General features: G+C 38.2%; 15 protein-coding genes. 2 read left to right on the top strand and 13 right to left on the bottom strand.

Going from position 1 to position 15,150, the window contains the following annotated elements; all coding sequences use genetic code 11:
• From fruB to AT683_RS02785, 8 genes are all read right to left on the bottom strand, one after another.
• The gene (gene fruB, locus AT683_RS02820) at window positions 1–1,500 is read right to left on the bottom strand and encodes a fused PTS fructose transporter subunit IIA/HPr protein (RefSeq protein ID WP_058222164.1); all 1,500 of its coding nucleotides are present in this window, start codon (window positions 1,498–1,500) and stop codon (window positions 1–3) included.
• Window positions 1,501–1,571: 71 nt separating this feature from the next.
• Complete coding sequence (locus AT683_RS02815; RefSeq protein ID WP_038440586.1) at window positions 1,572–2,102, bottom strand: hypothetical protein; 531 nt, start codon at window positions 2,100–2,102, stop codon at window positions 1,572–1,574.
• Window positions 2,103–2,194: 92 nt separating this feature from the next.
• Window positions 2,195–2,473 (bottom strand): virulence-associated protein VapD, encoded by a 279-nt coding sequence (gene vapD, locus AT683_RS02810; protein ID WP_011272058.1) that lies wholly within the window; start codon window positions 2,471–2,473, stop codon window positions 2,195–2,197.
• 8 nt (window positions 2,474–2,481) lie between these two features.
• Window positions 2,482–2,673 (bottom strand): DUF5397 family protein, encoded by a 192-nt coding sequence (locus AT683_RS02805; protein WP_011272059.1) that lies wholly within the window; start codon window positions 2,671–2,673, stop codon window positions 2,482–2,484.
• A gap of 71 nt (window positions 2,674–2,744) precedes the next feature.
• On the bottom strand, window positions 2,745–4,043 hold the full coding sequence (paeA, locus tag AT683_RS02800) for a polyamine export protein PaeA (RefSeq protein ID WP_005691371.1): 1,299 nt from the start codon (window positions 4,041–4,043) through the stop codon (window positions 2,745–2,747).
• A 50-nt stretch (window positions 4,044–4,093) separates the two neighbouring features.
• A complete protein-coding gene (locus tag AT683_RS02795) occupies window positions 4,094–4,618 on the bottom strand; it encodes a DUF1523 family protein (protein ID WP_038440582.1) in 525 nt (174 codons plus the stop codon).
• 26 nt (window positions 4,619–4,644) lie between these two features.
• A complete protein-coding gene (locus tag AT683_RS02790) occupies window positions 4,645–5,427 on the bottom strand; it encodes a TatD family hydrolase (protein ID WP_038440581.1) in 783 nt (260 codons plus the stop codon).
• A 52-nt stretch (window positions 5,428–5,479) separates the two neighbouring features.
• The gene (locus AT683_RS02785) at window positions 5,480–6,463 is read right to left on the bottom strand and encodes a DNA polymerase III subunit delta' (RefSeq protein ID WP_038440579.1); all 984 of its coding nucleotides are present in this window, start codon (window positions 6,461–6,463) and stop codon (window positions 5,480–5,482) included.
• 309 nt (window positions 6,464–6,772) lie between these two features.
• On the opposite strand from AT683_RS02785, the gene AT683_RS09970 reads away from it, so the two are divergent.
• Window positions 6,773–8,938 carry an autotransporter outer membrane beta-barrel domain-containing protein gene (locus AT683_RS09970; RefSeq protein WP_219843482.1) on the top strand — a complete coding sequence of 722 codons (2,166 nt, stop codon included), beginning with the start codon at window positions 6,773–6,775 and terminating at the stop codon, window positions 8,936–8,938.
• A 906-nt stretch (window positions 8,939–9,844) separates the two neighbouring features.
• Here the strand turns inward: AT683_RS09970 and tmk are convergent.
• From tmk to pyrR, 4 genes are all read right to left on the bottom strand, one after another.
• Window positions 9,845–10,477: a dTMP kinase gene (tmk, locus tag AT683_RS02775; RefSeq protein ID WP_038441426.1), complete on the bottom strand. Its 633-nt coding sequence runs from the start codon at window positions 10,475–10,477 to the stop codon at window positions 9,845–9,847.
• A 16-nt stretch (window positions 10,478–10,493) separates the two neighbouring features.
• Window positions 10,494–11,537: an endolytic transglycosylase MltG gene (gene mltG, locus AT683_RS02770; protein WP_011272066.1), complete on the bottom strand. Its 1,044-nt coding sequence runs from the start codon at window positions 11,535–11,537 to the stop codon at window positions 10,494–10,496.
• A 69-nt stretch (window positions 11,538–11,606) separates the two neighbouring features.
• Window positions 11,607–12,542, bottom strand: coding sequence for a peptidylprolyl isomerase (locus AT683_RS02765; protein WP_038440577.1), 936 nt, complete (start codon window positions 12,540–12,542; stop codon window positions 11,607–11,609).
• A 75-nt stretch (window positions 12,543–12,617) separates the two neighbouring features.
• Window positions 12,618–13,157, bottom strand: a complete 540-nt coding sequence (pyrR, locus tag AT683_RS02760) for a bifunctional pyr operon transcriptional regulator/uracil phosphoribosyltransferase PyrR (RefSeq protein ID WP_005626142.1) — start codon at window positions 13,155–13,157, stop codon at window positions 12,618–12,620.
• Between the two features lie 131 nt (window positions 13,158–13,288).
• Between pyrR and mazG the strand changes: the two genes are divergently transcribed.
• Complete coding sequence (gene mazG / locus AT683_RS02755) at window positions 13,289–14,080, top strand: nucleoside triphosphate pyrophosphohydrolase (RefSeq protein ID WP_011272068.1); 792 nt, start codon at window positions 13,289–13,291, stop codon at window positions 14,078–14,080.
• A gap of 49 nt (window positions 14,081–14,129) precedes the next feature.
• On the opposite strand, the gene AT683_RS02750 is transcribed toward mazG, so the two are convergent.
• On the bottom strand, window positions 14,130–15,005 hold the full coding sequence (locus AT683_RS02750) for a VirK/YbjX family protein (protein ID WP_011272069.1): 876 nt from the start codon (window positions 15,003–15,005) through the stop codon (window positions 14,130–14,132).
• Between the last annotated feature and the right edge of the window lie 145 nt (window positions 15,006–15,150).

Here is a 15,150-nt window from a genome sequence, read left to right as displayed (position 1 = left end):
CTATTCCCCTAAACCCGATTCGATCACAGCGCTGATTCCGTCAATAGCTTGTTGCGCTTCTTCGCCCGTCGCAACAAAACGTAAACGAGTCCCTTTGACTACGCCTAATGCTACAATTTTCATCAAACTTTTAGCACTGACTAATTGAGAATTACGATCAAGGTTTTGAACTGCTACGGAAGCATTATATTTCTTCACTTCATTTACCAATATTGCACTTGGACGAGCATGCAAACCTTGCTCGTTTTTAATCACAAATACGGCTTCAATGGCATTTGCCGGCAAATTATCATCTTCTGTTACCGCAGGTGTGTGAATTTGATCGCCCATAATCTCAATGGTATCGGGTTCAGACGGTGGCACTACCGAAACATTCTCGCCCAAGCCATTGGCTATCGCTTTGCCCAATGATTCAATTGCTTGTTTTGCATCTTCCCCCTCTGCCACAAAACGTAAACGATGTCCTTGTGTTACACCAAGCGCAACAATCTTCATCAAACTTTTTGCGCTGACGACTTCACTTTCACGAGTAAGATTTTGCATGGTTATTTTAGAAGTGAATTTTTTCACTTCATTAACCAAATTTGCACTTGGGCGTGCATGTAAGCCGTGTTCATTACGAATCGTAAAGGTTCCTACAACAGCACCTTCTACAGATTGAGTTTCAACATCACTCGATGAACCCAAAAGTGCGGTCAAAATTTCTGTTGAATTTCCATTGAGCAAGGTTGTTTGGACATCGTCATCTAATAAACGCGCCAAAGTTGGATTAATTTGATCACCGACGGCTGAAACGGTTATCACGCCTTTTACGGCCTTGCCATTGTGGCTAAAAATCGTTTTGGCACGACTAAATGCTAAGGCATTTTTCACATTTCCTACGACAGAGTCCGTTACCCATAACCCTTTGCCAAGTGGTAATGCCGCATTATTTATCACTTCAGAAATAAAGCGATTTTCTACCGCACTTTGCACCTGTAATTGCCCCGCATTAATCGCAACTAAAGTTAATAAACTTTGGGTATTTACATCTAAACTGATATTGGCAGCAGGAATTTCAAATGGATCAATTGTCTCGCCCATTAAAATCGCGCAAAATTCAGCCACATCAGTTATTTTTGCTAATTTTGCTGCAGTATCTTCATCGCTCAATACATGGGTTAGTTGGCGTAATAAGGACAAATGCTCATCAGATCGCGCCGCAATACCAATCACGACATAAGCAATATTTCCTTCGCCCCATTCTATGCCTTGAGGAAATTGAAACACTTGCACGCCCGTTTTCTTTACCATCAAACGAGTATCCAAGGTGCCATGAGGAATAGCGATGCCATTGCCTAAAAAGGTTGAGGTTTGCAGCTCGCGCACTAACATTCCTTGCAAGTAACCATTTTCAACATTGCCTGCTTGAACCAATGCGGACGCTGCCATTTCGATCGCTTGTTGTTTATCAATTGCATTAGCATTTAAATGAATGTTGCTTTCCGAAAGTTCTAACATTCTTGCTCCTTAATAATTTAAAAAGAAAGCTGCGGATGAAACAAATCGACCAGCAGCTTATTGAAAAACAATTATTTAGATGTACAGGCTTTCAGCAGCGCTTCACTACCTTGCACAATATATTCATCATTTTCTCCGCGCGCTTCGCCTTTTTGTAAATCACGCATCGCATCATAAATACCTTGAGCCATACTTTGCGAATCCACTTTTTCCCAACAATTTGCGCTCAAACGTTTAAGGTTCGCTTGCAATGCTTCCGCATGTAACACGCCGCTATAATAGGCATATACATCAGAATCATGGCTGCCAGTGTAAAGTTTATCCTGAATTTGTTTCACTGGAACTAAAATACGGCCTAAATACCAGTCATTCGCACCACTTGCAAAATTATCTACAAAGAAATTTTCATTCACGCGACCTTTATATGTCGCCACAGTCGCTTCATAAGCAGCTGCATAAGATTTTTGATCGATTTTATCTTTATCTAAATCAATCACTTTTTTATCGTTCCCCATAAATGGAATATGGTTAGTAACCGATGACCAAGAAGAACAACCTGCCAATATTAACGTAAAAAATAAAACAGAGATTTTTTTAAACATAGTCATACCTGATTAAAGTTAATAAAACGCCGCCATTATACTGTCTGAAGGGGATTAAGCAAGGAAGCCTGTAAGGCTTATCTAGGCAAATGTTAATTTCGTATAAAATCAGTAAAATCAGACCATTGCTCAATACGAAAAGCGCGAATATCTCGTACCGACTGAGAAATCCACGCCAACTGTTTTAGTGCATTCATTGCCTGAAAGAGATTCGCCATATCTTCATTCATGTTGGTATATAAACTTCCTTGTGTTCTAACAAAACCAAATTTTGCTAAAACTGCGCCAATGTCTGTATAAGCCTCTTGAACGCCCTTTGGATGATAATCTTGAGTGTCTTTTACAACTAAATCAAAAGCAATCGCGTACATAATTTTCCTTATTCAGCTTCGGGATCTTCAAGTAGGTAAGATAAGCGATAAATGTCTTTTTCTCCAGATTGTAACAATGTGATATTTACCAACACATCACCATCTGGCAAAAATTCCGCAACCTCGCCAACCACATAAGGCACGCCAAATTGCCCGAATTGCTTAATACAGCCTGTTGGAATTTGTTGTCTTAGTTCCATATTTAACCTCAAATTTTTTATGGTTTTATAACATAATTTTGTAGAGAAATGGATAAAAATTTACCGCACTTCTACTCCTGCTCTTTTACTAAAGACACCAAAATCTGATCGATTTTAAAGTTTTCCGTATCAATCACTTCAAACTTGTATTTTCCGTAAACCACAGAATCGGTTTTTTTCGGGATTTTACGTAACATATACATCATAAAACCACTGATAGTTTCGTAGTTTTCTTCATCGGGAAAATAAGCAATATCTAATACTCGAGTTACCTCTTTTAATGGCGTTGCGCCATCAATCAGCCACGAGTTTTCATCACGGCTCACAATATATTCTTCTTCGTTAGAAACCAATTCCCCCATAACAATACTCATCACATCATTTAGCGTAACAATACCCACCACAAGAGCATATTCATTCACAATAATCGCAAAATCTTCGCCAGTAGATTTAAACAATTCCAACACTTCGTAAAGAGAAAGCGTATCAGGCACAAATAAGGCTTTACGGAGTAGTTTAGGATCTGTGAGCACCACATTTTCATTCTGCAAATACATAGTTAGCAAAGTATGGGATTCGATATAACCTAAGATTTTGTCGAGGCCATTGTCACAAATCACAATTTTAGAATGAGAATCACGAGAAAGCGTATCCATCACTTCTTGGCGAGAAAAAGTGCGGTCTAAATATACGATGTTTTCACGGGTTGTCATTGTGGAAGTTACCGTACGGGCTTGCATATCGAAAATATTTTCGATCAAATAATGCTCTTGAGTTTTTAATACACCAGCTTCTGCGCCTGCTTCAACTACGGCGAAAATATCTTCAGAGGTCATGCCATCTTCACGCACAGTAGAAATGCGAAATAAGCGGAAAAATACATTAGCAATAGTATCAAAAAACCACACAAGCGGTTTAAACACATACATACTAAAATTCATAATACCCACAACGCTCAACGCCACCATTTCAGGATAAGTAATAGCAATACGTTTTGGAATAAGATCAGCAAATAAAATAAACAAACAAGTCACTAATATAAAAGCGATTGTAGAGGCGGTTGGCTCAATCCAACTTCCTTCAAAAGAACGATTTAAAATATCTGCAATGTAAGGACTTAGCGCACTTTCGCCAATTCCCCCACCCAAAATCGCCACCATATTCAACAAAATTTGAACCACCGTAATAAAACGACCAGGATGCTCTTGTAATTTAAGCACTTGAAGCGCACGCACGTCGCCTTTATTTGCAAGAGATTGTAATTTTAACTTACGAGAACTCGCCAGAGAAATTTCAGCAGAAGAAACAACTGCGCTACTTAAAATTAAAGCCACAATTGCCAAAATAGTATGAAATAATTCCATAATCATTACTCAAAAATATAAAAGAAAACGACCGCACTTTGCGACCGTTTGGGATATTACTTATCGCTGTCAAACCAGCCGCGAATAAATTGGATAGACAAAAATAATGTCGCCAGCAAGAATACATATAAAATCCACGAAACAATCGGATTGCTTGGTGTATCATCAGCCGTAATTTCTTTAATTGAGGTTGCATTACGATATTCATCCACCATCGTAATACGCCAACCATAGTATTTAATTTGCACAAGTTTGTTGTCATTACCCAAAGCCTGTGATTCAGCCTGTAAATTGGCTGAGCCAAATTTGAAGTAGAATGGGAAACCCCAACGTGTATCTTCGTTGCGATACACCATAATTTTGCCATCGTCATTTTGCGTATTGATGTAATACACATCACGTGTTGGGCCATCAGCTGGATTTGATTTTGTGATGGGGCCATCTTTATCAACACGTTTAACTTCTACGCCAGTAACACGTGTCACATCGTAATGAGGAAATACATAATTCACCACAGAAAACATAAAACCGTGGAATAAAAAAACAACAATAAATAAGAAATATTTAAAAAACTTTCGCATACTTTTCCCTTGTCAGAACTGTGCATTTATTCTACACGAATTTTAAATAAACGCTCGAAATTTTGTGTAGTGATTTGAGCAAACGCCTCTGCAGAAACGCCCTTTAAGGTTGCCACGTATTCACATACTTCTCTCGTATAAGCGGGTTGATTTTCTTTACCTCTGTAAGGCACAGGCGCAAGATAAGGCGAATCCGTTTCCACCAATAAGCGTTCCATTGGTACATAACGAATAACCTCACGAATCGCTTCGGCATTTTTAAAGGTTACAATGCCAGAACAAGAAATGTAAAATCCTAAATCCAACGCTTTTTTCGCAAATTCCATAGTTTCCGTAAAACAATGAATAACGCCACCGCACTTTTCAGCACGGTGTTGGCGTAACATTGCAATGGTGTCATCGCCTGCAGAACGTGTATGAATAATCACAGGCTTATCTAATTGGTTTGCAATATCGATTTGGCTGCCAAACACCGCTTGTTGCGCCGCTTTATTGTCCGCACTGTAATAATAATCTAAGCCAATTTCGCCAATAGCAATCACTTTCGGATCTTGTGCTAAACGCAATAAACGCTCTACGTCATAAGGTTCTTCTTCAAAATCAAGGGGATGGACACCGCAAGCAAGCGAGACATTATTAAATTCCCGTAAAGAGTCATAAGCCTGCTCAAAACGGCTTAAGGTTACACCAATCGCGAGCAAATGTTTCACATCACGCGTGCGCGCTTTTTCCACCACATCCGCGATGTTTTTGTGTAAATTTTCATAATCCAACGCATCTAAATGGCAGTGGGAATCTACAATGAACATAATTATTTTTCCTTATGCCTAAGGCTTGAACGCCATAGACGATATATTTAACTTATTGCGTTTCAAATACTTCAGTAACTAATCGCGTCAAGCCATCTAATAGCATTAATTCAACATTCACACCATTAATCGTCAGCAAATCTGACCGCACTTTTTGCATAATTTTAATGGCTTGTAATAAACCAAGAGCGGTTTGCTCATCGCTGAATTGTTCGATGCCACGGCCAAGATCCGCAACTTGTCGATAGCTATCAATTTCAAGTTTATGTTTTAAACAATCGGAAAGAAAAGCCAAAATCCAATCCACTTGCTGAACATAGCGTTCTTTATCAAACAACGGAAGCAATTCCAATGGCGAACGTCGGCGATAGAACACCCAAAATTGACGTAAGAAGTTTTTACGCTGTTCAATAAATCCTTCTTGTAACGTTTCTAATGCTAAAAGCGGACGCCCAAGATTCATCGCAAGTGCGGTCAAAATTTCCTGATTTTCTACCGCACTTTCTGATTTCAACCAATCAACAGCCGTTTGTTCATTAGGCACGGAAAGATTCCACACTTGGCATCGACTGTAAATAGTTGCTAACAAACTTGCCGAACTATCCGCTTGAAGCAAAAAATAAGTATTTGGACGAGGCTCTTCTAATGTTTTCAATAATGCATTAGCAGCCGCCTCCGTTAAACGTTCCGCACCTTGCACATACACCACTTTATTGCCATTTTGTTGTGCGTGCTGCGCAACAATTTCATTAATGTCGCGTACTTGATCGACGCCAATATCCTTACCGTCAATGGGGCTTAATTCGTGATAATCTGGATGGCTATGGGCTTGCATTAAATGACAAGAATGGCATTGACCACAAGGTTTATCGCCTTGAGCTACACACATTATTTTCTGTGCAAGTGCATTAAATAAACTCTCTACGCCTAAACCAGAATCAGCTTTAATTAGCACAGCATGATGCCCCAACCCTTCGTCAAAGGTTTGAGCAATTTGATGATAAATTGGCATTAGCCAAGGGTAAAGTGCGGTCATTTTTCCAGAAATTTTTGTGAATAACGAGGGCAATTATACACATTTTCAAACTGGCTTGACAAAATAGCAAAAAGCAAACGTTTACTTTTAATAAATAAGAAATAAATAGAGAAAATTTGAACCAAATGGTATTTTTTTGTTCAGTTTTATACTAGAATTCACGCCCCATTTATTTTTACTTGACAAAGGAAAATTTATTATGAAACTCGAAGCAAGCAAGCAAGCAAGCAAGCAAGCAAGCAAGCAAGCAAGCAAGCAAGCAAGCAAGCAAGCAAGCAAGCAAGCAAGCAGAAGTTTAAAAAATCATTTATTGTAAGTCTATTTTTTTCTATTCTTTATACCTCTCCGCTTTTGGCTGTTGATTACGTTTACGACAAAACCAAGCTCACTGATGATGAAATTACCCGCTTAAAAAAACTCCGCGATAGAAATAGTGAATATTGGAAAGATGATCTATTCAGGCTTGATATACCAAAAGAAACTGGTCTCCGTCATGACATTAAGGGGGCAGCAACAGGAAATTTCTCGTATCCAGTTATTGGTTCATACTATAATGATAAACCTATTGATCCTGACAAAAAGATCTCTTTTTTCGACAGCCCTTATACACCCGGCTACACGGCTGCTTTCGTACAGGGATTTGGCGTTAAAGAAAGAAATGGCAATACGGAAGAACAAGCTAAACAATTTATCGATGAATTTAGAACAAGATTAAAAAAAGGTACTTACTTCCATTCGTTAGGATTTTTTTATTCAGATGGAATGCCCTACACCTGGCTGTATGAATTTTATAAGAATGATATTTTCAATTCTTATAAAGTAGTAAAACATAGCAATATTAACAGTGAAATTCTTGCTGTTGGTAATGTTGCTGATTTGTATTATAAACACTACATACGTAGTCCAATACCGTTATATGCAGATTGGTCTATACTCACTCTCCCCCTTCCTAGATTAAAAGTTTCCGAAAATTCCCATGTCATTGGGCAAATTATTCATCTTTACCGAGTAGACTTAGAGAATTCTCTTTGGGAGCCTCGTTGGGATTCTGATGTCAGTTATTTGAATTTAAACAATGGTCATATTCGTTTTAATACCAAAAATGACAGCCTTGTTGTAGGCGAAAGTCGCATTAGACCAACCCCCGATAATGCCTTATTACCCGAAAAATCTTTGAAAAGAGAAGGCAATGATATAGGTTATCATAGTAACTCAGAATACATTTATCAGAATAGCTCGGAAGACCATTATGCGGATTATTCGAGTATTCACTTTGCTTATGATTTAAGCGAAAGAGAGGCTGACAAGCCCGTATTAACGTTAAAAAGCAAAGTAACAGGGAAAACGGCTATTGTTTTTGAAGAAAAAGCCTTAAACAATTTAAAAAACCTGACTTACCGACAACTCATCAAAACAGAAACCGATGTTGAACCGAATGCGTTTTATCTTTTAGAAGAATATAAAAAAGGCAGATATCGTTTATTTTTACAACAATGTCCAAACGGTTTTTGTATCGGTGTAGAAAAACTCGCAATTCCAACTCATCTTGTCGCCTCCTATGCACAACAAGCCCAAGCCGCCAATACCTTATTCGCCTTGCGTTTGAACGACAAAAACAGCGATATTTTTGACCGCACTTTGCCACGCAAAGGCTTGTGGTTGCGTTTAATTAGCGGTCACTTAAGTCAAGATGTACAAGGTAAAACCGCGCCAGTAGAAGGAAATCGTAAAGGCATACAACTTGGTGGCGATGTTTTCTCCTTACAGAATCAAGACTACCAATTTTCCTTTGGTTTAATGGGTGGACAAGCAGAACAACGTAGTACTTTTCGTAATCCAGATACAGGCAATGTTACAACAGGAAGTATGAAAGGCTTTGGCGCAGGCGTTTATGTCACTTGGCATCAGCTTCAAGATAAGCAAACAGGGGCATATATTGACAGCTGGGTACAATATCAACGCTTCCGCCACCGCATTAACACTGAAGATGGCACAGAAAGTTTTACTTCAAAAGGTATCACCGCCTCAATTGAAGCGGGTTACAACGCGTTATTAGCAGAACACTTAACGGGGAAAGGCACTCAAATTCGTTTTTACCTACAACCACAGGCACAATTGACTTATTTGGGTGTAAATGGCGGCTTAACCGATAGTGGTAATAGTAAAGTGAATTTACTTGGCTCTCGCCAATTACAAAGCCGAGTGGGCGTTCAAGCTAAAGCGCAATTTTTACTCAATAAAAATATCGTCATTCAGCCTTTCGCCGCTGTGAACACGCTTTACCACAGCAAACCGTTCGGCGTGGAAATAGACGGAGAGCGTCGAGTAATAAACAACAAAACCGCGATTGAAAGCCAATTTGGTATAGCAGTGAAAATCAAATCTCACTTAACTTTACAAGCCACATTCAATCGCCAAACAGGCAAACATCACCACGCTAAACAAGGTGCGTTGAATTTACAGTGGACGTTTTAAGCTTAGTAGTAACAAAAAAATCGGCAGGAAAATTTTCTGCCGATTTTTTATTTTAAAAGTGCGGTCATTTTTCGTTTGATTTCCACCAATTTTTTACCGAATTTTCAATTCCAGCCAATGTAGGGTGGGCGTAAGCCCACGCGTATTATTAATAACATTCTTTTTTTCGTGGGCTTACGCCCACCCTACGAGCTTAACCTTATAAGCGACATTCAATCGCCAAACAGGCAAACATCGCCACGCTAAACAAGGCGCGCTGAATTTACAGTGGACGTTTTAAGTTAAGTTGTAACAAAATAAAATCGGCAGGAAATTCTCTGCCGATTTTTTATTTTAAAAGTGCGGTCATTTTTCGTTTGATTTCCACCAATTTTTTACCGAATTTTCAATTCCAGCCAATGTAGGGTGGGCGTAAGCCCACGCGTATTATTAATAACATTCTTTTTTTCGTGGGCTTACGCCCACCCTACAAGGTTAACCTTACAAGCAACATTCAATCGCCAAACAGGCAAACATCACCACGCTAAACAAGGCGCGTTGAATTTACAGTGGACGTTTTAAGTTTAGTAGTAACAAAAAAATCGGCAGGAAAATCTTCTGCCGATTTTTTTATTCTGAAAGTGCGGTCATTTTTCGTTTTATTTCCACCAATTTTTTACCGCTATTTCGATATCAGCCAATGTAGGGTGGGCGTAAGCCCACGCGTATTATTAATAATATTCTTTTTTTTCGTGGGCTTACGCCCACCCTACGAGCTTAACCTTACAAGCTACATTCAATCGCCAAACAGGCAAACATCATCACGCTAAACAAGGTGCGCTGAATTTACAGTGGACGTTTTAAGTTAAGTTGTAACAAAAAAATCGGCAGGAAATTTTCTGCCGATTTTTTATTTTAAAAGTGCGGTCATTTTTCGTTTGATTTCCACCAATTTTTTACCGCTCTTTCGATATCAGCTTGAACAAGTTCAATACTCTGCTCAGCATTAATTACGACTGCTTTTGGATTCTCTTTTACTAACGCTAAATAGCGTGCTCGAGTGCGATGGAAAAAATCTAAATCCATTTGCTCAATACGATCTAATTCACCACGTCCACGAGCTCGCGCTAAACCGACAATTGGATCTATATCCAAATAAATTGTGAGATCTGGCTCAAAATCACCTAATACGGTTTCTTTCAAAGTAAGCATAAAATGCGGATCTAATTGACGTCCGCCACCTTGATACGCCTGAGATGACATATCGTGACGATCGCCCACCACCCATTTCCCTTGCATTAACGCAGGTTTAATTATGTTATCCACCAACTGAATACGAGCCGCATAAAGCATTAATAACTCTGCTTTATCTGTCACGGGTTCTTCGGTTTCATGTTTGATGAGATGACGTAATTTCTCAGCCAGTGGCGTTCCACCCGGTTCGCGTGTAAACACGACATCTTGAATACCAAGTTCATGCAAGACTTGCACAACAGACTGATGAGCGGAGCTTTTCCCCGCACCTTCTAAGCCCTCAATGACAATAAACTTTCCTTTCATATTTTCTTCCGCACTTTTATTTGGCATTTTTCTGGCTGCGATACCAGCGTAAATATTCTTGCACCGCTTTGTTATGTTCATTCAAATTTCGGGTAAATTTATGCCCACCAGAACCATCTGCCACAAAATAATAGAAATCTGTTTTTTCAGGTTTTGCAACAGCCTGTAACGAACTTTCACTTGGCATAGCAATAGGCGTTGGCGGCAATCCATCAATCACATAAGTATTATAAGGCGTTGGGGTTTCTAAATCTTTTTTACGAATATTACCGCTGTAATTCTCACCCATACCATAAATTACCGTTGGATCCGTTTGTAATTTCATTTTTGCTTTTAAGCGGTTGATAAATACAGAGGCTACTTTTGCCCTCTCATTAGCAATACCCGTTTCTTTTTCCACGATAGAAGCCAAAATCAACATTTCATAAGGGTTCGCCAAAGGTAAATCCTCGTCGCGCTCGTTCCAAGCCTTATTTAACGCCTTTTTCATTCGCTCAGCCGATCGCTTAAGTAGCTCTAAGTCTGTGGATTTAGGCGTATAATTATAAGTATCAGGATAAAGCCAACCTTCCACATTTTTTAGTTCAAGATTTTGACCAATATCAGGCAAGTCAAGTAATGTGAAAATTTCTTCGTTACTCTTATCTTTCAAGGTTTGCACCAAGTGCGGTGCATTTTCAAGATCTTTTCGCCAATCTTTAAAGGTTTTTCCTTCAATCCATTTTACATTGAACTGCACTTCTTTACCGGAATTGAGCAAATCCAGTAAATCTTGCACAGTTTTAACATTCTCAAGAGAATAAGTCCCTGCTTTTATTTTATTTAGCTCAGGTTTCAACTTAAGCAAATAAGGCAATAATTTCCCATCATCAATTAACTTTTCTTGCTCAAAAAGTGCGGCTAATTTTAAACCTGTTGTGCCACGTTCAATAGTTAAAAGTTGATCTGCCTGCACATTTACTGGTGTTTTTACAAATTCAGTCATTTTGTAATAAGCAAAACTCGCCACGCCCGCTAAAATAAAAATTAAAAGTAAAATCGCAATTAAAAATTTCTTCATAAGCTATAAGAAAGAGAAAATAAAAAACAACAAAAGGGGCAATTAAGCCCCTTTATTTTTGATACTTTGTTATTTATTAAAATACTGAATATTCGCTCTTTTACGCAATGCTTTAACCCAATCGTTCGTCGCATCTTGTAATTGAGTATTTACTAAACGTTCATATGCTTTTTGTGTGTAGGCTTCTGCTGTAAGATCGCCATCACGTACGCCAGTTACTTCCAAAATATGCCAACCAAACTCAGTTTTAAATGGTGCAGAAATCACACCTTGTTTACTTTTCATGACGGTTTGCGCAAACTGTGGTGCATAAGTTTCTGGGAACGCATAACCTAAACTACCGCCATTCGCACCCGATAAATAATCTTTAGAATATTTTAAAGCCGCATCAGCAAAAGTTGTTTTACCTGCAATAATATCAGAACGAATTTTAGCTAATTGTTTTTTTGCTTGAGCATCATTTAACAATGGATTAAGTTTTAACAAAATGTGACGCACTTCGTATTCTTTACCTGTAACTTTTTGTGCAGTGCCTTGTGATTTTGCCTCATCCAACATTTTTTGACCAAGTGCAACCACTTCTTCACGCGTTACATCAATACTTTCTTGAATAGCTTTGTTACGTACAGCCCCCATCACCATTTGATTGGCAATTTGCTGACGGAATGTATTTAATGAAATGCCTTGATAATCTAACGCATCCAAAAATTGACCATAAGTTAAGCCATTTCTAGCTGCAGTGTCTTCCACAACACGATCGATTTCACGAGGATCAATTTTCACACCAGATTCTTGAATCGCTTTTTGCACTAAAAGATCATCAATAATTTTATCAAGTGCACTTTGGCGATCGCCTTTTTTACCCATATTGGCACGAACTTGGCTTTCTAAAATAGGAATACCATCTACTGTCGCGACAACACGTTCCTCCGCTTGTGCCATAGAAGTAAAAGCAACACAACCTAAAGTAGCCAATAAAAAAGATTTTAGAATAAATTTTTTCATTTTCATCTCATCAAAAAAGAGTCCATAACGTTGGTTAGAGTAACAATTCTATTGAAGGTTCACAATAGATAAGATTTATTTCCCTAGAATAGCAACTTCGTAACAGCCATCTTGTTTTTCAGTACGAACTTGTACAAGTTCATCACGGCTTGTTGGCACATTTTTACCTACGTAATCAGCACGAATGGGTAATTCACGATGGCCACGATCAACAAAAATCACTAATTCAATTTTTGCAGCACGACCAAAATCAGTAAGCGCATCCATTGCCGCTCGAATGGTTCGACCAGTAAACAACACATCATCAACCAAAATGACGGTTTTATCTTGAATATTCAAATATTGTGATGAACCACTATAAACTGGCATTTTATCTTCCTGATCAACCAAAGTTAAATCATCTCGATAAAAGGTAATATCCAGTTCCATTGAAGGTAAATTTATACCACTTAACTCTTCAACTCGACGTTGTAATAATTCTGCAATTTCCGCGCCACGGCGTTTAATTCCAACAATAACAAGATCATCTAAGGTTTGATGTTTTTCAATAATTTCGTGAGAAATACGCGAAATTGTGCGAAGAAAACGATCATGATCAATAATAATTTTTTCCATTTTTCCCAGCTTTATCAATAGTATTTCAATGCACAAAGTATAAAGAAAATACGCCTAAAAAGCGACGGCATTTGCACCATGTTTCTTGTTCGTTATACTATCCAAAACATTCCATCAAAGGAAATAAAATTATGCACTACTCTATTCAAGATTTTATTCAACTCATCGCCCAACTTCGCAATCCAAATGGCGGATGCCCTTGGGATTTAAAACAAAATTATGAATCCATGATTCCTTGTTTAACGGAAGAAACTTACGAAGTAATCGAAGCCATTGAGAAAAAAGACATACCAAATTTACGTGAAGAATTAGGGGATTTATTGTTGCAAGTCGTTTTCTTCAGCCAGCTTGCAACGGAAGATAAATACTTTACTTTTGACGATGTGTTACAAGATATCGCTGAAAAAATTGTACGCCGTCATCCTCACGTGTTTGGTGATGCAAAAGCGGGGGACGAAACAGAAGCCCTTTCCCGTTGGAACGAAATGAAAGCCAAAGAAAAACAAGGTAAAAGTGAAGAAACCTCTATTTTAGATAATGTGCCTCGTGCTTTGCCTTCTCTTACGCGAGCGGCAAAATTACAAAAACGTTGTTCAAAAGTAGGGTTTGATTGGGAAGAAATTTCACCCGTATTTGACAAAGTGCGGGAAGAATTAGAAGAAGTTCAAGCTGAAATTAACCGCACTTCGATTGAACAAAATAAAGTGGAAGAGGAAATCGGCGATTTATTGTTCGCAACCGTCAATCTTGCTCGCCACTTAAAATGTGATCCTGAAGATGCATTGCGGAAAGCAAATTTAAAATTTGAACGTCGTTTTCGAGCAGTAGAGCAAGCGGTTCAACAACAAGGTAAGCAAGTGAATAATGTGCCACTTATTGAATTAGATTTGTTATGGGATGAAGTGAAAAAACAAGAAAACTAATTGAGAAGTGCGGTAAAAATTTCTCTCATTTTTTACCGCACTTTCTTCGTTAAAGTTGCTGAATATCCAGTGCCATTTGGTCTAGCATTTCATAACGTTTACGATACATAGAACGTTTTTTACTTGCGATATCTTCTAATTGTTTGCGTTCAATATGCAAAGGTAATTGCCAATAGTTATGGCGATATTCTCCTTGGTTTTCTTGCCAAAATTCATCGTAATTAAACAAAATCTTACTGCGAGCAGAAAGACGGTATTTTCCTTGTGCTTTGTGCGGAATGCCCACTAACTCACATTGCCATTTTTCAGCAAGCATTTTGAACGCATTAACCAACATAAACATTGGTCGCATACCGTGTAATGCTTTCGTAGCCTGTTTCACAAGTTCTTGTGCATTGTCGCTTGAGGGGCCTTGAATTGAGGCGATAAGCAATTTATTCGGGCTTAAAAAAGTGAAAGACGCATCATATACTCGTTCGTTATTTTGATTGCGAATATTAATAGAAAAATATCCTTCAAAGGGATCGATATGATTAATACTCAACGATAAACGCAAATCCTCAGTTAATTGGGTTAGCACGATATGTTGTTGATCTAATAATTGTTGGCAAAGCGAACGTCCCATTTTTTCTTCTGCCAAACGTAAATTCTCCGTAATCGCCGTTAAACGTTCTGAAGCAGAAAAACGTTTATCGCAAAAGGTCGTCAGAATTGTATTAGTACGATAATAATCTTGTGTAAATAAAGACTGCCATTGCGTTTCTGTATTAAGGAAATCCACTAATTGATGACATTGCTTTTGATATAACCATTTATAGCCATAATAGCGTAATTTTTCCCGCACTTGTTTAAGAAAAGGGCGATCCTTAGAATAAGGATACATTTGAACGTAAGTGGGGAAAATAAAATGATTTTTCGTGGACATAACTCAATATTTTGTGAAATTTAATAAAATTTTTCGTTATTTTAGCCATTATCACTTCATTTGCCAAAATTCTTTTTTGTTTAAAACCCACTTTATAACTCAGATTTTGTTATAATCTTTTCCTTGAATTCCTTTTTCCCTACCC

It is taken from the genome of Haemophilus influenzae (assembly GCF_001457655.1).
GTDB lineage: Bacteria > Pseudomonadota > Gammaproteobacteria > Enterobacterales > Pasteurellaceae > Haemophilus > Haemophilus influenzae.
Note: the sequence above shows the minus strand (reverse complement) of the source record. Positions and strands in the feature narration are given on the sequence as shown.